The organism is Amycolatopsis sp. NPDC101161 (assembly GCF_044768185.1).
Classification (GTDB): domain Bacteria; phylum Actinomycetota; class Actinomycetes; order Mycobacteriales; family Pseudonocardiaceae; genus Amycolatopsis.
Genome location: NZ_JBIWPI010000002.1, coordinates 779,391 through 797,965 on the forward strand (window position 1 = coordinate 779,391; position 18,575 = coordinate 797,965).

18 protein-coding genes are annotated in these 18,575 nt (G+C 70.8%); 7 read left to right on the plus strand and 11 right to left on the minus strand.

Annotated features, from left to right (window positions below; genetic code table 11):
• The first annotated feature begins 11 nt into the window (after window positions 1-11).
• On the plus strand, window positions 12-464 hold the full coding sequence (locus ACIRSS_RS14820; RefSeq protein ID WP_400894802.1) for a hypothetical protein: 453 nt from the start codon (window positions 12-14) through the stop codon (window positions 462-464).
• An 18-nt stretch (window positions 465-482) separates the two neighbouring features.
• Window positions 483-1,328 (plus strand): ferredoxin, encoded by an 846-nt coding sequence (locus ACIRSS_RS14825; RefSeq protein ID WP_400894804.1) that lies wholly within the window; start codon window positions 483-485, stop codon window positions 1,326-1,328.
• Here ACIRSS_RS14825 and ilvA read toward each other — a convergent pair.
• On the minus strand, window positions 1,313-2,515 hold the full coding sequence (ilvA, locus tag ACIRSS_RS14830) for a threonine ammonia-lyase (protein WP_400894806.1): 1,203 nt from the start codon (window positions 2,513-2,515) through the stop codon (window positions 1,313-1,315). The two genes, ACIRSS_RS14825 and ilvA, sit on opposite strands and share 16 nt — an antisense overlap.
• 93 nt (window positions 2,516-2,608) lie before the next feature.
• Between ilvA and ACIRSS_RS14835 the strand changes: the two genes are divergently transcribed.
• On the plus strand, window positions 2,609-2,872 hold the full coding sequence (locus tag ACIRSS_RS14835; RefSeq protein WP_364453480.1) for a hypothetical protein: 264 nt from the start codon (window positions 2,609-2,611) through the stop codon (window positions 2,870-2,872).
• 81 nt (window positions 2,873-2,953) lie between these two features.
• Window positions 2,954-3,430 (plus strand): TIGR03618 family F420-dependent PPOX class oxidoreductase, encoded by a 477-nt coding sequence (locus tag ACIRSS_RS14840; RefSeq protein WP_400894808.1) that lies wholly within the window; start codon window positions 2,954-2,956, stop codon window positions 3,428-3,430.
• 3 nt (window positions 3,431-3,433) lie between these two features.
• On the opposite strand, the gene ACIRSS_RS14845 is transcribed toward ACIRSS_RS14840, so the two are convergent.
• The 6 genes from ACIRSS_RS14845 to ACIRSS_RS14870 all read right to left on the minus strand — a co-directional run bounded on the left by ACIRSS_RS14845 (window position 3,434) and on the right by ACIRSS_RS14870 (window position 10,209).
• Complete coding sequence (locus ACIRSS_RS14845; protein ID WP_400894810.1) at window positions 3,434-4,591, minus strand: cystathionine gamma-synthase; 1,158 nt, start codon at window positions 4,589-4,591, stop codon at window positions 3,434-3,436.
• 34 nt (window positions 4,592-4,625) lie between these two features.
• Complete coding sequence (locus tag ACIRSS_RS14850) at window positions 4,626-5,060, minus strand: hypothetical protein (RefSeq protein ID WP_400894812.1); 435 nt, start codon at window positions 5,058-5,060, stop codon at window positions 4,626-4,628.
• Between the two features lie 44 nt (window positions 5,061-5,104).
• The gene (locus ACIRSS_RS14855; protein WP_400894813.1) at window positions 5,105-5,557 is read right to left on the minus strand and encodes a hypothetical protein; all 453 of its coding nucleotides are present in this window, start codon (window positions 5,555-5,557) and stop codon (window positions 5,105-5,107) included.
• Window positions 5,558-5,904: 347 nt separating this feature from the next.
• A complete protein-coding gene (locus ACIRSS_RS14860) occupies window positions 5,905-7,434 on the minus strand; it encodes a hypothetical protein (RefSeq protein WP_400894815.1) in 1,530 nt (509 codons plus the stop codon).
• A gap of 128 nt (window positions 7,435-7,562) precedes the next feature.
• Window positions 7,563-8,933, minus strand: coding sequence for a cystathionine beta-synthase (locus tag ACIRSS_RS14865; RefSeq protein ID WP_400894817.1), 1,371 nt, complete (start codon window positions 8,931-8,933; stop codon window positions 7,563-7,565).
• A gap of 340 nt (window positions 8,934-9,273) precedes the next feature.
• The gene (locus ACIRSS_RS14870) at window positions 9,274-10,209 is read right to left on the minus strand and encodes a pentapeptide repeat-containing protein (RefSeq protein WP_400894819.1); all 936 of its coding nucleotides are present in this window, start codon (window positions 10,207-10,209) and stop codon (window positions 9,274-9,276) included.
• Between the two features lie 116 nt (window positions 10,210-10,325).
• Here ACIRSS_RS14870 and ACIRSS_RS14875 point away from each other — a divergent pair, with 116 nt between their 5' ends.
• From ACIRSS_RS14875 to ACIRSS_RS14885, 3 genes are all read left to right on the plus strand, one after another.
• Window positions 10,326-11,546, plus strand: coding sequence for an acetyl-CoA C-acetyltransferase (locus ACIRSS_RS14875; RefSeq protein ID WP_400894821.1), 1,221 nt, complete (start codon window positions 10,326-10,328; stop codon window positions 11,544-11,546).
• Between the two features lie 163 nt (window positions 11,547-11,709).
• On the plus strand, window positions 11,710-13,119 hold the full coding sequence (locus ACIRSS_RS14880; RefSeq protein ID WP_400894823.1) for a hypothetical protein: 1,410 nt from the start codon (window positions 11,710-11,712) through the stop codon (window positions 13,117-13,119).
• Window positions 13,120-13,206: 87 nt separating this feature from the next.
• Window positions 13,207-13,476 (plus strand): hypothetical protein, encoded by a 270-nt coding sequence (locus tag ACIRSS_RS14885; protein WP_400894825.1) that lies wholly within the window; start codon window positions 13,207-13,209, stop codon window positions 13,474-13,476.
• A gap of 44 nt (window positions 13,477-13,520) precedes the next feature.
• Here the strand turns inward: ACIRSS_RS14885 and ACIRSS_RS14890 are convergent, their stop codons facing one another.
• The 4 genes from ACIRSS_RS14890 to ACIRSS_RS14905 form a co-directional block, all read right to left on the minus strand.
• Entirely contained in the window at window positions 13,521-15,050 is a 1,530-nt protein-coding gene (locus ACIRSS_RS14890; RefSeq protein WP_400894827.1) for a DHA2 family efflux MFS transporter permease subunit, read from the minus strand.
• 66 nt (window positions 15,051-15,116) lie between these two features.
• A complete protein-coding gene (locus ACIRSS_RS14895) occupies window positions 15,117-16,385 on the minus strand; it encodes a YeeE/YedE family protein (protein ID WP_400894829.1) in 1,269 nt (422 codons plus the stop codon).
• A gap of 171 nt (window positions 16,386-16,556) precedes the next feature.
• Window positions 16,557-17,306: a hypothetical protein gene (locus tag ACIRSS_RS14900; RefSeq protein WP_400894831.1), complete on the minus strand. Its 750-nt coding sequence runs from the start codon at window positions 17,304-17,306 to the stop codon at window positions 16,557-16,559.
• Between the two features lie 157 nt (window positions 17,307-17,463).
• Entirely contained in the window at window positions 17,464-18,297 is an 834-nt protein-coding gene (locus tag ACIRSS_RS14905) for a Bax inhibitor-1/YccA family protein (RefSeq protein ID WP_400894833.1), read from the minus strand.
• Between the last annotated feature and the right edge of the window lie 278 nt (window positions 18,298-18,575).

Consider the following 18,575-nt stretch of genomic DNA (forward strand, 5'->3'; position numbering starts at 1 on the left):
GGAACCCGCGCATGCCCGTTTGGCCGCTGCTCGACCCGATCCAGCAGAAGGAAGAGCTGGACGGAATCACGAACGCGCTGATCGGCGCGCTGCCGCCCGGCTGGCGTGAGCTGGTGATCGACTTCCGCGCGCTCGGCCGGAACCTCGACGTCGCCGTCGCCGTGACCGGGCCGGACGGCAAGGAACGCGTCTGGGACCCGCCCGCCGAGGTCTGGCGCGCCTTCCAGCGGCTGCGCGGCGGGATGTACGCGGAGAACGAAGGCACCTGGTTCTCCGCGCGCTACATCCTCGAACCGCCGGCGCGCTTCACCATCCAGTACAACTACAAGAACCAGCCGGACTTCCAGCCGCCGCCCGCGCCGCAGGAGTTCCTGACCGAGCAGGAGCGCTTCCCGCGCGACGAGGCGTACATGCCGGAGTGGTACCGCGCCGGGCTCCAGGCGGCCCGCGCGGCCGGGAACTGACCCCAGGAGTTCCACGCCATGAGCCAGCCACCGGGGCCGCTGAGCCCGGACCAGCAGCAGGAGATCGTCCGCCGGATCGGGGCGGTGCTGACGTCGCAGGTGCCGCCGGCGTGGCGGCAGCTGCGCGTGGAGTACCGCGCCGCCGGGCGGCACGTCGAAGCCGACCTGCTGGTGACCGGGCCGGACGGCGTGCCCCGGCCGGGACAGCCGCACCCGGAAGCGGTGCGGCTGCTTGGGGTGCTGCGCTCGGGCATGTACCAGCCCGGCTTCGGCACGTGGCTGGGCGCGATCCTCGTGTTCGAACCGGCGCAGCCGCCCGACGTCGACTTCGTGCGCCCGGACCTCGAACCGCCGTTCCGGCAGCAGCCGCCGCCGATCGGGTTCCAGGACGAGCTGCGGTTCTTCCCCCGCGCCGACGAGCACATCCCGGCCTGGCTGCGCGAGCGCGCCGGGCTGACCCCGCCGGTCGCCGACGGCGAAGTGCGCACGCCGCGGATCTACGACGGCGTCGACGCGTCGGGCAAGCCGCTGGTCCGGCGCCGTCCGCTCGTGCCGGCCGAGGCCGAGCGGGTGCTCGCGTACCTGGACGCGGCGCCGGTCATCCTGGCTTCGCGCAGCAACGGCCCGGACGCGTTCGCGCCGGACCGCGCGGACGCGGTGCCGATGAACTTCCGCACCGACGGCGCCTGGGCCTGGCCCGGCGCGGTGGCGTACTACCTGCGTGAGCACGGCGTGCCGCCGGACCCGGACCTGGTCGCCCACATCCGGGCCCGCCGCTTCACGGCGCCGTCGGAGGTCCCCGAGCCCGCCAAGGACCTCGCCTTGGCGGCGATCACCGGGGAAGCGCCTCAGACGACTGTGTAACCAGCGTCCGTCAACGCGATCTCGAGATCCTTGCAGTGCTCGGGGCCGCGGGTTTCGAGCGCCAGCACGATGTCGGCTTCGCCGAGGTCGAGGCTGCCGGAAATCCGCGAGTGCTCGACGTCCAGGACGTTCGCGCCCAGCCCGCTCACGCAGGACAGCACGCCCACGAGCGACCCCGGCCGGTCCGGGACGCGCAGGTGGAGGCGCAGGTAGCGGCCGCCCGCCGTCATGCCGTGCTGGATGATCTGCAGGAGCAGCACCGGGTCGACGTTGCCGCCCGAAAGCACCGCCACCACCGGGGGTTCGAAGATGCCGGGGTGCTGCAGCAGGGCCGCGACCGTCGCCGCGCCGGCCGGCTCGACCACCAGCTTCCGGCGTTCCAGGCAGAGCAGGACCGCGCGGGACAGGGACTCCTCAGACACCGTCACGACGTCGTCCACCAGGGACGCGACGTGCGCGAAGCTGACCTGGCCCGGTTCGCCGACCGCGATGCCGTCGGCCATCGTCGAGGTCGACCCCAGCCGGACGGGCATGCCCTTGGCCAGCGACGGCGGGTAGGCCGCGGCCTCCTCGGCCTGGACGCCGACGACGCGGACGTCCGGGCGCACCGCCTTCACCGCCGAGGCCACCCCGCCGACCAGCCCGCCGCCGCCGGTGGCGACCAGGATCGTCTTCACGCCCGGCACCTGCTCGAGGATCTCGAGGCCGACGGTGCCCTGGCCGGCGATGACGTCGACGTGGTCGAAGGGGTGGATGAACACCGCGCCGGTCCGCTCGCCGAACTCGATCGCCGCGGCGAGGGTCTCCTCCAGCAGCGCGCCGTGGAGGTGGACGTCGGCGCCGTAGCCGCGGGTCGCGGCGAGCTTCGGCAGCGGCGCCCGCAGCGGCATGAACACGGTGGACTTGGCGCCGAGCAGCGACGACGCGAGCGCGACGCCTTGCGCGTGGTTACCGGCGCTCGCCGCGACGACGCCGCGTTCGCGCTCGGCGGCGCTGAGGCCGTGGATGCGGGTGTAGGCGCCGCGGATCTTGAACGACCCCGTGCGCTGCAGGTTTTCGCACTTCAGGTGCACCGGACCGCCGTGGAGCTTGCGCAGGTCGCGCGCGTGCTCCATCGGCGTCACCCTGGTCACTCCTTTTAGGAGTTCCCGGGCGGCCTGGATCCGCTCGATGGTGACGAGTTCCATGGCCCGGACTATGCCACTCAGGAACTCCACAGGTTGACGGGGCGGGAGCCGGGTACCCTGGGCGTGTCAACACACGGTAAACAGGGAGCAACCATGGCACGGGGGAACGACGCTCGACGGGCTCGCGCCACCCGGTCAGCCGGGCTGGTCCCGCTCGTGATCGGCCTGGCGTCGGCCGCAGCCCTCACGGGAGCCGCGTACATCACGGTGGACAGCGCCTCGTGCGCGTCCCCGGCCCAGTACATCCGCCACGACAGCCACGTGGAGCTGGTGGGCGGCTGCGTGGACGGCGCGAACCTCCCGGCCGCGGGCACCCCGAAGTCCGGCGGCGTCGTGCACGGGAACTACAACCCCTGACCTGGTGGGTTACCCCGGTGTGCCCCGGGAACAGGAAAGTGCCTTCTTCCGCGGGGTCCCCCCGTCCTCGATGATCACCGGGTGACCACCGTTTACGAGCCGGGCCGCGGTCCCGGCCCCGCCAAGCCCACCGAAGACGCGCTGAGCGAGCTGCTCGGCAGCCACAGCTTCGGCGCGCTGGCCACGGTCAACCGGGCCGGCTTCCCGCACCTGTCGACCGTCGCCTACGCCTGGGATCCCGGGGAGCGGGTCGTGCGGATCGCGTCCGCTCTGGGCCGCGCGAAGGCCCGTCAGCTGGCTCGTGACCCGCACGCTTCGCTTTACGTCAGCAGCGATGACCACGTGGCCTTCGCCGTCGCGGAAGGCGTGGCCGAGGTGTCGCCGGTGAGCGCGGTGCCGGGGGACGCGACCGGGCGGGCGCTGATCGCCATGCAGGCGCCCTTCACCGATCCCGACGACGAAACCGTGTTCCTGCGGAACATGGTCGAAGACCGCCGCATCGTGATCACGCTCCGGGTGGAGCGGCTCTACGGCGGCGGTCTCGACCTCGGTGCTTGAGGCTCAGCCCAGCGCGGCCAGCAGGTCGGCCACCAGGTCGCGGCCGTCCTCGATGCCGACCGACAGGCGCAGCAGGTCCGCCGGGACCTGGAGCGTCGAGCCCGCCGTGCTCGCGTGGGTCATCTTGCCCGGGTGCTCGATCAGCGACTCGATGCCGCCCAGCGACTCCGCCAGGATGAACAGCTTCGTGCGGGACGCCACCTCCAGGGCCGCCGCCTCGCCGTCCGCGTGGCTGAACGACACCATCCCGCCGAAGCGGCGCATCTGCTTCGCCGCCGTCTCGTGGCCCGGGTGCTCCGGCAGGCCCGGGTAGTAGACCTTCGCGACCTTCGGGTGCTTCACCAGCGCCTGGACGATCAGCTCGGCGTTGTCGCTGTGCCGCTCCATGCGCAGGGCGAGCGTCTTGATGCCGCGCAGGGTCAGCCACGCGTCGAACGGCCCCGGCACCGCGCCCGCGGCGTTGCGCAGGTAGAAGAACTGCTCGCGCAGCTCGTCCTCGTTCGTGATGATCGCGCCGCCGACCACGTCGGAGTGGCCGCCGAGGTACTTCGTCGTCGAGTGCAGGACGATGTCCGCGCCCAGCGACAGCGGGTTCTGCAGGTACGGCGTCGCGAAGGTGTTGTCGACCACCAGGCGCGCGCCGGCGTCGTGCGCGACCCCGGCCAGCGCGGCGATGTCGGCGATGCCGAGCATCGGGTTGGTCGGCGACTCGCACCAGATCAGCTTGGTCTCGGGCCGGATCGCGGCGCGCACCTCGTCGAGGTTCGCGAGGTCGGCGACGGTGTGCTCGACGCCCCACAGGCTGAGCACCTTGTCGATCAGGCGGAACGTGCCGCCGTACGCGTCGTTGCCGAGCACGAGGTGGTCACCGGGGCGGAGGGTACTGCGCAGCACCACGTCGGAGGCCGCCATGCCGGACGCGAAGGCGAGCGCGTGCCGGCCGCCTTCCAGCGAGGCCAGCGCCTCCTCCAGCGCCGAGCGGGTCGGGTTCGCGGTGCGCGAGTACTCGTAGTCGCCCTCGCGGGTCCCGCCCACGCCGTCCTGCGCATAGGTCGAGGTCTGGTAGATCGGCACGATCACGGCGCCGGTGCGGGGGTCGGGCTTCTGACCGGCGTGGATCGCGCGGGTCTCGAATCCCAGTACGGAGTAGTCGTCCACCATGGGTAGAGCGTACGGCGGGGGCCGGACATTCCCGTCAGGTGGGATGGATCTCAGGGGTGCACCACCGGGCGGCGGGTGCCGACACCGCGAGCGCGAGCGTGGCCAGCGCGGGCGGCACCACCACGGCCAGCGCGGTCAGCCCGCCCATCGCCAGGTCACCGGGGCCACCGAAGGTCACCCCGGCCGCCGCGAGGGCCGCCGACGTCAGCGTCGCGAGCAGCGCGGCCGAGCTCCCGGCGACGCAGCCGATGCGGCCGGCGTCCTGCCGCCGCAGCAGCAGGATCCCGCCGGGCAGGAGCGCGGATGCGAGCACCAGGTCGACGGCGGCGTGGATGACGACGCGCCCGGCGTCTCCGGGGAACCGCAGCAGCGAGACGACGTCCAGGACGAGCCCGAGCAGGTAGACCGCCCCGCCGAGCAGAGCGAGCACGGAGGCGGCGAGCGCGGTCCGGCCTTCGGTTCCGGTCACGGCCGCCGAGGATACGACCGATCACCGGGGGTGACCGGCGCGGGTCACCAGCTGCGCGTCGAGTAGGCCTCCTGGCCCGTCCACATCCCGAGCGTCGGCGTGCGGTAGCGCAGGTAGCGCAACGTCGGCGGCACGAACGCCAGGACGAGCACCAGCACGGCCAGCGCGGCCAGCCCCACCCGGTCGACCATCGCGAAGCCGCCGTGCGTGAACATCGCGTCGGCGAAGCGGGCCAGCGGGACGCCCACCGAGAGCGGCTCGGTCAGCAGCGCGCCGATGGCCAGCAAGGCGCCGAGGCCGAGCAGGACCGCGCCCGCCGTCGCGCGGAAGAACGTCACCAGCGCGCCCAGCAGGAGCACGAGCCCGGCACCGAGGTAGCCGGCCAGGTCGATCAGCACCCAGCCCGGCAGGGCACCGAGGCTGAATTCGGCGGGCATGTCGAGGTAGATCTTGACCGGCACGTATCCCGCCGCGACGGCGGCCGCGATTCCGAGCAAGCCGGCGAGAACCGCCGTTACTCCGGATGGCCGAGCCGATGAATACGAATGCGAACGTGCCACCGGGTATCCCTGCGGACCGGCCACGACTCCCCCATCACTTCAACGCCATACGACGGCGCCAACCCTAGCCGGGAAAGGGGGAAATGACTCCGAAAGAGAACGGAATTCGGCCGGACGGCGGAACCCAAGATCATTTTCCTGCGGTAGTGGCAGAAATGCTGTCACGTGATCACCGACAGTTGATGTATCGGCTATTGGTCCTCTTCGGACAATTGCGAATCGGGCGGTAAATGCAGCGTGCCCCGGAGCCGAATGGGCTCCGGGGCACGAGGAGGTGTACTAGTTCACCACTGCTGCGGCGGCTGGCCGGGCTGACCCGGCTGGCCGAACCCGCCGCTCGGCGGACCCTGCTGGCCCGGCGGCTGCCCCCAGCCCTGCGGCGGCTGACCCGGCTGCTGCGGGTAGCCGTGCGGAGGCTGGCCCGGCTGGCCGTACCCGCCCTGCTGCGGCGGCTGGCCCGGCTGCGGGAAGCCCCCGCTCGACGGCTGCGGGAACCCGCCGCTGGACGGGTTGGGGCCGCCCGGCTGGCCGTAGCCCGGGGGCTGGCCGTAACCCTGCGGCGGCTGGCCGGGCTGGCCGTAGCCGCCCTGCTGCTGCCCGAACCCACCCGGCTGACCCGGCTGGCCGAACCCGCCCTGCTGTTGCTGCTGCGGGCCGCCGAAGCCCTGCGGCCCACCGAAGCCCTGCGGACCGCCCGGCGCGGCGCCGCCGCCCCCGAGGCCGACGAACTGCTGCGTCGCCGGGATGAGCCCGATGACGCCCACGATGAGGATGAGGATGCCGATGATCAGCGGCGGGAGCCCGAGGCCGAACGTGTCCTTCTCGGACGCGGAAGCCTGCGCGAGCGTCTTGGCGTTCGGCGTCATCCCGATCTTGAGCAGGAGCGCGAAGAGCGTGAGCAGCGCGCCACCGGCGACGATCGCGATCGGGACGAACTTCTTGATCCCGCCCAGCTTGCCCGCGAGCGCCAGCCCGACGCCGCCGGCGAGGGAGATCAGCGACCCCACCAGGATCATGATCACGTAGAACCAGACCGTGCCCGGGCCGACGATGCCGGCGTCGGAGAGGAGCTTGTCGATCGCCGCCTGGTCCGGGGCGAGGTCGAAGATCTTCGAGTAGTCGCTCGCGTCGCTCATGTAGCTGAACGAGATGATGAGCGCGACCAGCGCCAGCAGGGCGACGACGCCACCGAAGATGTAGCCGAAGAGGCCGTTGTTCCCGGCCGACGGGCCGCCGAACTGCGGCGGCTGACCGCCGAAACCGGGCTGCTGGGGGCCACCGAAGCCGGGACCGCCGAAGCCCTGCGGCGGCTGGCCGGGCTGACCCGGCTGGCCGAAGCCCGGCTGCTGCTGCCCGAACCCGCCCGGCTGGCCGTGCTGCCCCGGCTGACCGGGCTGGCCGTAGCCGCCCGGCTGCTGGCCGAACGCCGCGGCCGGGTTGTCGGCCGCGCTCGGCGGCGGGGTGTACGGGATCGCCGGCGGCTGGGAGCCCGGCGGGACCAGCTGCGTGGAGTCCGCAACCGGGGCGTCGCCGCCGCCGGCCGGGTTCACCCACTGCGTCGCGTTCGCGTCGACCGGCGGCATCGCCTGGGTCGCGCCCGCCCCGCCGTCACCCGGGTGGCCCGGCTGGACGACCTGCGTCGGTTCGGGCGTCTCCCCGAACGGGGAACCGCCCTGGGGCTGGGCGGGCTGCACGACCTGGGTCGGTTCCGGGCTGCCGAACGGGTCGTCCTGCTGCGGCTGGGGGCCACTCGGCGGGCCCTGAGGTGGCTGGCCGCCACCCCACGGCTGGTTCGGTGGCTGCGGTGCACTCATGTGGGTCTTGAACCCCCTTGACGAGGACGCGAAAGTTTTGTACTCGCGCTCACGCTATCGGATCACCCGGCGGGGCGCTCGTAACGCCCCTGCCGGGTCCACCGATTAAGACCCCTTCAAGCTGCTGTTCAGCGCCCGGCCAGGAAGCCCAGGAGGTCGTGGCGGGTGACGACGCCGGCGGGCTTGCCGTCGATCAGCACGAGCGCCCCGTCGGCGCCCTCGAGCGCCGTCATCGCGGCCCCGACCTGCTCACCGCCGCCGATCGTCGGCAGTGGCGGGGACATGTGCCGCTCGAGCCGGTCGGCCAGCTGCGCCTTGCCGGTGAACAGCGCGTCGAGCAGGTCGCGCTCGTTGACCGCGCCCACGACCTCGGCGGCCATCACCGGCGGCTCCGCGCTGACCACGGGCATCTGGCTGACGTCGAATTCCGCCAGGATCGCGATGGCCTCGGCGACCGTTTCGTTCGGGTGCGAGTGCACCAGGGCCGGCAGGTGCCCGCTCTTCTTGGTGAGCACGTCGGCGACCGTCGCGCCGGAGGAGTCGGGCGGCAGGAAGCCGTAGGAGGACATCCAGGTGTCGTTGAAGACCTTCGTCATGTAGCCGCGGCCGCCGTCGGGCAGCAGCACGACCACGACGTCGTCCTCGGTGAGCCCCTCGGCGAGCTTCAGCGCGGCGGCGACGGCCATCCCGCAGGAGCCGCCGACCAGCAGGCCCTCCTCGAGCGCGAGGCGCCGGGTGATCTGGAACGAGTCGGCGTCGGAGACCGGGATGATCCGGTCGGCGATGTTCCGGTCGTAGGTGTCCGGCCAGAAGTCCTCGCCGACGCCTTCGACCAGGTACGGCCGCCCGCTGCCGCCGGAGTAGACCGAGCCCTCCGGGTCGGCGCCGATCACCTGCACGCGGCCGTCGCTGACCTCCTTGAGGTACTTGCCGGTGCCGGAGATCGTGCCGCCGGTGCCGACGCCCGCGACGAAGTGCGTGATCTTGCCTTCGGTCTGCGTCCACAGCTCGGGGCCGGTCGAGAGGTAGTGGCTCTCCGGGTTCTGCGGGTTGGCGTACTGGTTGGGCTTCCAGGCGCCGTCGATCTCGCGGACCAGGCGGTCGGAGACGTTGTAGTAGGAGTCCGGGTGCTCGGGCGCGACCGCCGTCGGGCACACCACGACGCGGGCGCCGTACGCCTTGAGCACGTTGCGCTTGTCTTCGCTGACCTTGTCCGGGCAGACGAACACGCACTGGTAGCCCTTGCGCTGCGCGACCATGGCCAGGCCGACGCCGGTGTTGCCGGACGTCGGCTCCACGATCGTGCCGCCCGGGCGCAGCTCGCCGGAGCGCTCCGCGGCTTCGATCATGCGCAGCGCGATGCGGTCCTTGACCGAGCCACCCGGGTTCAGGTACTCGACCTTGGCCAGCACGAGCGGCTTGAGCCCCTTGGTCAACGAGTTCAGCTTGACCAGCGGGGTGTTGCCCACGAGGTCTGCGATGTGCTCTGCGTACTCCACGACCGCCAGCCTAAACGGCGCACCGGTGGCGTTGTCCACTCGTGCGCCGGCGGGGGCCGGGCGGTCTCCGGGTGCGCGTCGGCGATGCCGGGTCGCGCCAGCGAGGTCGAGCCGCCCGGCGAGGACCGCAGGCGGCCACCAAGCCGCTCGTCTACGCCGGTACCGGCCCGAGGGCCGCTGCACGCTGAGCCGTCATCCCGTCCCGGAGGTTCCACCCGGCGCCGATCGCGCGGCACCCCGTCCGAAGGGTCAGGGACGCCCAGTAGGCGGCCCGTCCGGTCATCATCGCCAGTTCACCTCCCGTGTCGGAAACGGCGACCCTGCTATTGGTGCGACGATTCTATCGGCGCGCCGGTTGCCCCGGTTCGTCCTTTCGAGTCAATTGTGACCTCCCCGGGCCGCCGCGTTCTTCCCAGCCGTCCGGCCAGGTGCGCGGAAACCCCGGTTCGGCTTCGGCACCGGCGAGCCGGGCGGCCGACTTCGTCCCGAAATCGGCCGGACCTGCGAAAACGGCGCCGTTGAACGTCTCGCACCCCTCTCCGAATTCGGCGCCGCGGAAATCGACGCGGTTTTCGAACATCGCCTTGTTGAAGTCGGCTTTGGTGCGGAATCTGCTGCCGCGGAAGGACGTCAGCTCGGAGAACGTCGCGCCGTAGCAGGTGATCGACCGGATCGCGCAGTGGGTGAGGTTCAGCCCGACCAGCCGCGCCCCGGAGAAGTCGAGGTCGATGTCCGGCCAGAAGTCGCCGCTCGGCTGCTCGGGCTTGCCGGGGCGCAGGTGCAGCATGAGGATGCGCTGCGCGGTCTTGCGGACCTGCAGCTCCTCGAGGTTTTCGCCGGGCTTGTCGAACGGCATCCGCAGGTAGGCGCAGAGCACGTTGACGATGGTCTGCCGGTGCTCGGGGTGCCCGCCGGCGAGCCGTTCGAGGGAGTACAGCCCGGCGAGGCGGACCGGCGCCTTGTCGCTGCCGAGCTGGTCGGCGGCCTTGCCGTAGATCTCGGTGATCCGCCGTTCGGTGGCGTCGTGGTCCTTCTGCGCGAGGTCGAGCTCGGCTGAGCGCTGCCGCCGGGCGGCGAGCAGCAGCGCGGCGGCGCCCCCGGTGCCGACGACGATGTTGGCGGCGGTCTTGAGGGCGTCGAGACGGGCGGAGTCCTCCGGGCGGCCGCCGCCCAGCAGGGTGAGCAGCAGAGTGGCCGCGAGCGCGGCGACCACCAGCAGCCCGGCCCCCCACAGCAGGATCGTCCTCGTCCGCAGCACCCGCGTCTCGGTCCCCACCCGGGTGATCCTGCCAGCCCGTTGTTGCGTTGGTCGCGTTCGGCTTTGCCCGGGGCGTGGTTCACGGCACACTGGTGAGCAACCGCTTAGCTCGCGATACGAGGATGTGTCACGTCATGCCTGAAGCCGTCATCGTCTCCACCGCTCGTTCGCCGATCGGCCGTGCCGGGAAGGGCTCGCTGGTCGGCATGCGGCCCGACGACCTGACCGTGCAGATGGTCCAGGCCGCGTTGGCCAAGGTGCCGGAGCTCGACCCCGCCGACATCGACGACCTGATGCTGGGCTGCGGTCTGCCGGGTGGCGAGTCCGGGTTCAACATGGGCCGCGCGGTCGCCGTCGAGCTCGGCTACGACCACCTGCCCGGCTGCACCATCACGCGCTACTGCTCGTCCAGCTTGCAGACCACCCGGATGGCGTTCCACGCGATCAAGGCCGGCGAGGGCGACGTCTTCATCTCGGCCGGCGTCGAGACCGTCTCGCGGTTCGCCAAGGGCAGCTCGGACTCGTGGCCGGACACGCACAACCCGCTGTTCGCCGACGCGGAGAAGCGCACCGCTGCGACGGCCGAGTCGGGCACCGACAGCTGGACGGACCCGCGCACGTCCGGGGACGTTCCCGACGTCTACATCGCGATGGGCCAGACCGCCGAGAACCTGGCGCGGCTGAAGGGCGTCACGCGCGAGGAGATGGACGAGTTCGGCGTCCGCTCGCAGAACCTGGCCGAGAAGGCCATCGCGGACGGCTTCTGGGCCAAGGACATCACCCCGGTGACACTCCCGGACGGCACGGTCGTCTCGAAGGACGACGGCCCGCGCGCGGGCGTCACGATCGAGGGCGTTTCGGGCCTGAAGCCGGTGTTCCGCCCGGACGGCCGCGTAACGGCGGGCAACTGCTGCGCGCTCAACGACGGCGCGGCGGCGCTGGTCGTCATGTCCGACACGAAGGCGCGCGAGCTGGGCCTGACGCCGCTGGCGCGGATCGTGTCGACGGGCGTGACGGGGCTGTCGCCGGAGATCATGGGCTACGGGCCGGTGGAGGCGTCGAAGCAGGCGCTGTCGCGGGCGGGCCTGTCGATCGGCGACATCGACCTGGTGGAGATCAACGAGGCGTTCGCCGCGCAGGTGATCCCGTCGTACCGCGACCTGGGCATCGAGCTGGACCGCCTGAACGTCAACGGCGGCGCGATCGCGGTGGGCCACCCGTTCGGCATGACGGGCGCGCGCATCACGTCGACGCTGATCAACTCCCTGCAGCACCACGACAAGCAGTTCGGCCTGGAGACGATGTGCGTGGGCGGCGGCCAGGGCATGGCGATGATCATCGAGCGCCTTTCCTGACTTCGTGACGCGTTGAAGGCCGCCACCGGACGCACTCGGTGGCGGCCTTTTCGCGTTCCGGCGGGTTAAGCTTGAGACGGCTCCGCAGACCGCCCGTCGTTCGGACGCACCGAACATTGCCGTCCGAGTTGACGTACGCGATGTTCGGGTGGACCATACGCGTATGGGTGCTGACCTGTTCCTCCACGCGTTGGTCTCCTCGGGAGCGACGTCCGGCCTCGCCGAACTCGCGGCCAACGCGTTCAAGCGGCTGCGCCGAGACCAGCCTCCGCCGTCGTCGACGGTCCCGTCGGTGGCCGAGGCCCAGCAGCTCGTCACCCTCGCCGAGGAGATCCTTCAGCTGACCGTGACCGTCGAGCGGGCCCAAGGGACCTCGTGGGAGGCGATCGGCCGCACGCTGGGCATCACCCGCTCGACCGCGCACGGCCGGTTCTCCGCCGACAGCTCGGAAGACGTCGGTCCGGCCGAACACGAACGAGAACTCGCCGACAAGGTCGACGCGCTCTTCGACATCGCCGAGAAGGCGAAGCGCCCGGTCACCAACAGCGCGGCCCACCTCAACCCCGCCGCCCGGCACTCGTTGCTGAACAGCCTCGAACAGCTGGCGCACGATCCCAGGGCGACTCCGGACACCAAGGTCCGCGCGGCGCAGCTGATCGTCGGGCTCACGCCGGAGATCGGCGAGAAGTCGTTGCGGGAACTGACGGAGTCGTACCGGCGCACCCGCCCTTCGGACGAGCCTGAAGTCCGCGTCACCAAAGGCTCGCCCTACACCCGCTTCCTGGAACAGCTGACCGCCGAGAGCCGCGTGGACAGCTCGGTGAGCGAGGAGGAAGTCGACTTCCTGATCACCAGCTACCGAACCGTCTTGGATCGCCTTCCCCCGCACGCACCGATGTCACGCCCGACAAAGGGAAACCTGGCCTCGGCGCTCCTGACTCGCTTCGCCCAGCGAGGCGACAGCAACAGCCTCAATGAGGCCATCACTCTGCTTCGCGCAATCCTCCACGAGACTGACAACGAGCGTGAGCGCGGCGACACGCTCGTTTCGCTGGCTTCGGCTCTCTTGGAGCGGTTCCGGATCACGTCGGACCACGAGGACCTGAGTCAGGCGCAGGACATTCTCCTGTTCAACGTCGGGCCGAACTACCACTTTCCGCACTCGGAAGCCTTCATCCGCTTCGTCGAGTCACTCCAGACGCTGGTCGCGATCACTGCCTCGAAAGTGGGCTGGCGTGAAACCGAGTGGGCCTTCCGCGAAACGCTCTCGCGCCTGGAACAGTCCTCGGATACGCCCCAAGCCGCAGCCCTGGTGGTCTGTCTCCGCCTGCAGCTCGCGTGCATCTACCTCGAGCGGGGTGAAGTCGAAACGGGCCGAGACGAGGTCCAGCGCGCCCTCCTCGAGGCCGACAGGTACCTGCCCACGCCGCACCCGCTCAAAAACCTGGCCCGTCAGCTCCAGGTCATGACCCTCCTCGAGCTGAACCGCGGCGGCGACGAGATCCCGGAAGTCCTGGACGTACTCGACGCCCTGAGCCGCGACATCCGAGCACCCCACGAGCCGAGGAGGTAACCACCCGAGCCCCTCAGTGCGCCGCCGCCAGCCGGCCAAAGCAGAACGGCGGCGCACCAGTGTCCAACCTCGAAAGGATTGAACACCGTGAAGGATAAACCCCCTGGCCAGAGATGGCAGGCGCTCTTCGCCGCCGTGGTCGACCACGGCCCGACCGGGGTGATCGTGCTGGCCCTGATCGTGATCCTCGCGTGCGTCGTCACCGGGGTCCCCGCGCCGGTCATCTACGCGATCGCGGTCCTCGTCGCGATGATGATCATCCTGATCGTCGTCACGGACCTCGTCCTGCGGCGCTCCCGCGGAGGCGGGGACTCCGGCGACGACGCGCCGAAACCGACGAAGCGGCAGAATCGCTAGCCCGCCTCACCCCGGGACGCCCGAGCGTCCCGGGGTGAGCTCGTTCAGTGGACCATCGCCGGGGGCGTGACCTCCTCGCCTTCCGAGGGGACCACCGCCGGCTTTGTCTTCGGCAGGAACAGCGCCGGGATCACGCACAGCACCACCAGCACCAGCGACCACACGAACGTTGTCGAGAACGCTTCCGCCGCCAGACCCGTTGCCGCCGTGTGCGACTGCGGGTTCAGGATTGCCGCCGTGGCCGCCAGCTGGCCCTGGGCCGTCGGGACGCCGAACTTGCCCGCCAGCAACGCCGCCAGGATCGTCGCCATCACCGCCGAGCCGATCGCTCCCGCCGTCTGCTGGACGATGTTCGTCGCCGTCGAGGCCCGGGCCATGTCCTTCGGCTGCAGCGTCTGCAGCGCCGACGTCGTGATCGGCATCATCGTGCAGCCCATGCCCAGGCCCATCACGAACAGCGCCGACAGCAGCGTCCAGTACGGCGTCGTCGCCGTGACCTGGGTCAGCACCGCCATCGCACCGATGATCAGCACCATGCCCGGCAGCACGATCTTGCGCGCCCCCATCTTGTCCGCGAGCCGGCCGGTGATCGGCATCGTGATCATCGCGCCGATGCCCTGCGGCGCCAGCAGCAGGCCCGCGTGCAGCGTCGTTTCCCCGCGCACCAGCAGGAAGTACGTCGGCAGCAGCATCATCCCGCCGAGGAACGCGACGAAGAACAGCGACATCGTCACCATCGCCACCGTGAACGACCGGTTCTTGAACAGCCGCAGGTCGACCAGCGGGTTCGGCACGCGCAGCGCGCGCAGCACGAACGCCACCAGCAGCGCCAGGCCGGCCAGCGCCGGCAGCCACACCTCGACCGCGCCGACCCCGCCCGCCGACGGGATCTTCGAGACGCCGAAGATCAGCGCCGCCAGCCCCGGCGACACCATCAGCATGCCCAGGAAGTCGAAGCGCGAAGCCGCCTCGGGCTCGTCCTTCGGCAGCAGCCGCCACGCCAGCAGCAGCGTGACGACGCCGATCGGGACGTTGATGAAGAAGATCCAGCGCCAGCTCACCACGTCGACCAGCCAGCCGCCGAGGATCGGGCCGCCGATCGGGCCGAGCAGCATCGGCACGCCCAGCACCGCCATCACCCGGCCGAGCCGCTGCGGCCCCGCGGTGCGGGTCAGGATCGTCATGCCGCACGGCATCAGCATGCCGCCGCCGAAGCCCTGCAGGACGCGGAAGAGGATCAGCGTTTCGATGTTCCACGCCGCGCCCGCGAGCATCGAGCCCGCCAGGAACAGCACGATCGCCAGCATGTAGAGCCGCTTGGTGCCGAAGCGGTCGGACGCCCAGCCGGTGACCGGGATGACGGTCGCGAGCGCCAGCAGGTAGCCGGTGGCGACCCACTGGATGACGTCGAACGACGTCGAGAACTCGATCGTCAGCTTCTGCAGCGCGACGTTGACGACCGTGGTGTCCAGGATCGCCATGATGGCGCCGAGGACGACCACGGACGCCACCTTGAGCACCCCGGCGTCGAGCGCGTCACCGTTCGGCGCCGAGCCGGTTCTTTGCGTAGCCATAAGGAGAATTCCCCCAGTTTCGTCGATTCGTCCGCGACCATACCGGGGACCCCCGACAAAAACGCCTCAGCAGATGCTGTCGGTCGGCACCGGGTTGGCCAGCCCGAACAGCGGCCGCAGCTTCAGCCCCACCCACGTGCCGCCGAGCGCGAACACGCCCCACAGCCAGCCGTGCAGGCTGCCGGTCGAGATCCCGCCGAGGTACGCGCCGATGTTGCAGCCGCCGGCCATCCGCGCGCCGACGCCCATCAGGACGCCGCCGAGGATCGCGGCCACCGCCGTGCGCCACGGGATGGAGCTGTGGATCTTCCACGCGCCCGCGGCCGCGGCGGCCACCGCCGCGCCGATCATGATCCCGATGTCGGTCAGGCTGTTCTTGTCCTTCCAGATCGGGCCGGCCAGCGACGCCGCGTTCGACTTCTGCCGCCAGAACTCCCACGACTCCGGGTGCAGCCCGAACACCTGCAGGATCTTGGCGCCCCACAAGGAGAACGCGCTCGTGACGCCCCAGATCCCGCCGGACACCAGGAACACCGCGCCGGCCAGCACGCCCAGCACGACGGCGCCGACGAGCACCGGCCACGAGCCGCGGAAGACGCGCGCGAAGCCGTGCGCGGTCGGCACGACGTCCACCGGCGGCGGCGTGCGGCGGCGCTGCACCGCGCGGGTGACCAGCACGATCCCCGCCAGCACGGCGATCGTGATCGCCCACGAGCCGAACCAGCCGACGTGGTCGGCCAGCAGCACGCCGGGGAACGCGGGCCAGCCGTTCAGCAGCGGGTACGCCCACGTGTAGAGCACGGACCCGGTGATGAACCCGCCGAGCGTCAGCACGATCGCCGACTGGCCCGAGCCGACCGCGAACAGCGTGCCGGACGCGCACGCGCCGCCGAGCTGCATGCCGATCGCGAACAGCGTCGCGCCGACGAACAGGGCCAGCCCGAGCGGGCTGGCCGTCGGCGCCGGCTTGCTGCCGAACAGGCCGGTGCCGGTGCCCGCGATCAGCGCGATCAGCGTCGCGGCGGTGCCGAGCAGGAGCGTGTGGGCGCGCAGGCCCTGGCCGTTGCCGACGGCGATCAGCTGCCGCCACGCCGACGTGAAGCCGAACCGCGAGTGGAACAGCGCGAGCCCGAGGCCCAGGCCGAGCAGCAGCAGGACGCCGAACTTGGCGCCCTGGCTCGCCCAGACGTACCAGGTCAGGCCGGCCGCGAGGACACCCGCGACGGCCAGCGGGACCACGCGGACGGGCTCCTCCGGCCGCGGGACGGGCGCGGCGCAGGAGGTGGGGAATTCGAGGAACTTCTTTTCGCCGGCAGGGGATTCGGTCGTCGCCACCAGTACTCCAGGCTTGGGTGGGCGGAGCAGGACGAGCAACGTTAGGTCCGGTGATCGTTTCGTCGCAGCCCGTCGCACACTGTGGGACGAACGGAGCAATCCGGGTACCCCTGAACGCGAAGAAGGCCCCCTCGCCGACGGGGCGAGAGGGCCTTCGGAAGCGCTGAGTGCCTACCGCTTGGACTTGAAGCACATCGTGCGCGCGGGCTCCGGGTAGGCGACCGGGATGATCCCCTCTTCGGTGCCGCACGCGTTCTTGTCGGCCTGGCCTTCCACGACCTTCACGACCTCGGCTTCGGCGCCCGGGTCGGTGCACGGCACCTTCTGGTAGCCCTGCGTTTTCGAGGTGAGGTTCGCCAGGCAGTCGCCCTGCTTGGCGTTGACCATCAGGCACAGCTTGTAGGAGCTGCGGCCGGTGACCGAGTAGGTGTCGTACGGGGACTCCCCGCCACCCGGGCACGCGTTGCTCGCGCTGTCGAGCTTCGCGCCGATCTTCACGTTCGCCTTGACGTCGTTGCAGTCGGCCTTGACGGGGTCGTCGCCACCGCTCGTGAACTCGGTGATCGTCAGGCAGTCACCGACGTTGGAGCTGGCCGGCGAGTTGTTGAACGACACGATCCCGATGACGACGGCGACGATCACGACCACGCCGATGATGGAGAACTTGATGATCGAGCCGGTCTTCGACTTCTTCGGCACCGGCGGCGCGGGCGGGAACTGGCCGCCAGGGAAGCCGGGCTGCCCGGGCGGGTACTGCCCCGGCGGCGGGCCGTACTGGCCGCCCTGCGGCGGGGTGCCCGGCGCGGCGCCGTACTGGCCCGGCTGGCCGTACTGGCCCGGCTGACCGCCCGGCGGCGGCCCGTAGGGACCGGGCTGACCCACCGGCTGCTGGCCCCCGGGGGCCGGAGGGGGAACGCTCACTGTGCACCTCACACATGTGAAATGAAGAACCGACCGGCACATCCAACACGCAGGGTGAGCGCGGTCCGCAGTGGGGTCCCCGGATGCACTAATTACCCACAAAGAAGGCGCCCCGGTTGGTTACGGAGCGCCTTCATCGCGGGACAGTGAGCCAGGGTTACTCGCGGAGGTACGACAGCAGCCGCAGGATCTCCAGGTACAGCCACACCAGCGTCGTCATCAGGCCGAACGCGGTGTACCAGGCCCACTTCGACGGCAGGCCCTCGCGGATCATCCGGTCGGCCTGGTCGAAGTCGAGCAGGAAGCTGAACGCCGCGATGCCGATGCAGACGATGCTGAACACGATGGCGAGCGGGCCGCCGTCGCGCAGCGGGTTGAACCCGAAGAACAGCGAGCTGATCAGGTTGAACAGCATCAGGATCGCGACGCCGACGACGGCCCCGACGATCCACTTGGTCAGCTTCGGCGTCACCTTGACCGCGCCGGTCTTGTAGACGACCAGCATGCCGATGAAGACACCGGCGGTGCCGATGATCGCCTGCAGCGCGATGCCCGGGTAGACGACCTCGAACACGCCGCTGAGCGCACCGAGGAAGAGCCCTTCGGCCGCCGAGTAGACCAGCGTCAGCGGGCCGCTCGGCTTCTGCCGGAAGATGATCACGAGGGAGATGACGAGCCCGACGACGAGGCCGCCGAGCATGGCGCCGATCAGGGCGCCGGAGAGCCGGCCGGTGTCGGCCAGCTCGGTCTGGGCCCAGATCGCCGTGACGATGCCGACGAGCAGCGCGACGCCGAGGCTCATGCCGGTCTTGACGACGACGTCGTCCACCGTCATCGGGCGGTCGCCCTCACCGGAGCGGGTCTGTCCCGGGCCGTACCCGGGCACGCCGCCCTGGGGCTGGTTGAAGCCCACCGGGGGGCCGTACTGGCCGTAAGTCTGCGTTCCGCCGTGCGGCAGGTTGCGGAACGCCGGGTTGCTACTGGAACGCACCTGATCCTCCTGGATCTGCTGCTTCGTGGATCGACGCTGCATCGGGTTCAACGACCGCCGGGAGCGGGCGGTTCCCGTCGAGTAAAGACGACTTTACTCGACGGACGGCCTCTGGCCTCGGTGGACACCGTATGCGACGGAGATCACGACCGTTCGGCGACAGCCACCCGAAGAGCGGTAGACACCCCAGCCCCTTCCGAGTGACCCTCACCTGGCGTGCCCGGATGCTCACCGTGCGCGCGTCGGGGACTTGATCAATCACGTGACCTGCGGAGACG

Excerpts from the sequence above, each read along its gene's own strand:
- ACIRSS_RS14820 (WP_400894802.1), top strand. The coding sequence starts at position 12 with ATGCCCGTTTGGCCGCTGCTCGACCCGATCCAGCAGAAGGAAGAGCTG.
- ACIRSS_RS14825 (WP_400894804.1), top strand. The coding sequence starts at position 483 with ATGAGCCAGCCACCGGGGCCGCTGAGCCCGGACCAGCAGCAGGAGATC.
- ilvA (WP_400894806.1), bottom strand. The coding sequence starts at position 2,515 with ATGGAACTCGTCACCATCGAGCGGATCCAGGCCGCCCGGGAACTCCTA.
- ACIRSS_RS14835 (WP_364453480.1), top strand. The coding sequence starts at position 2,609 with ATGGCACGGGGGAACGACGCTCGACGGGCTCGCGCCACCCGGTCAGCC.
- ACIRSS_RS14845 (WP_400894810.1), bottom strand. The coding sequence starts at position 4,591 with ATGGTGGACGACTACTCCGTACTGGGATTCGAGACCCGCGCGATCCAC.
- ACIRSS_RS14860 (WP_400894815.1), bottom strand. The coding sequence starts at position 7,434 with ATGAGTGCACCGCAGCCACCGAACCAGCCGTGGGGTGGCGGCCAGCCA.
- ACIRSS_RS14875 (WP_400894821.1), top strand. The coding sequence starts at position 10,326 with ATGCCTGAAGCCGTCATCGTCTCCACCGCTCGTTCGCCGATCGGCCGT.
- ACIRSS_RS14880 (WP_400894823.1), top strand. The coding sequence starts at position 11,710 with ATGGGTGCTGACCTGTTCCTCCACGCGTTGGTCTCCTCGGGAGCGACG.
- ACIRSS_RS14890 (WP_400894827.1), bottom strand. The coding sequence starts at position 15,050 with ATGGCTACGCAAAGAACCGGCTCGGCGCCGAACGGTGACGCGCTCGAC.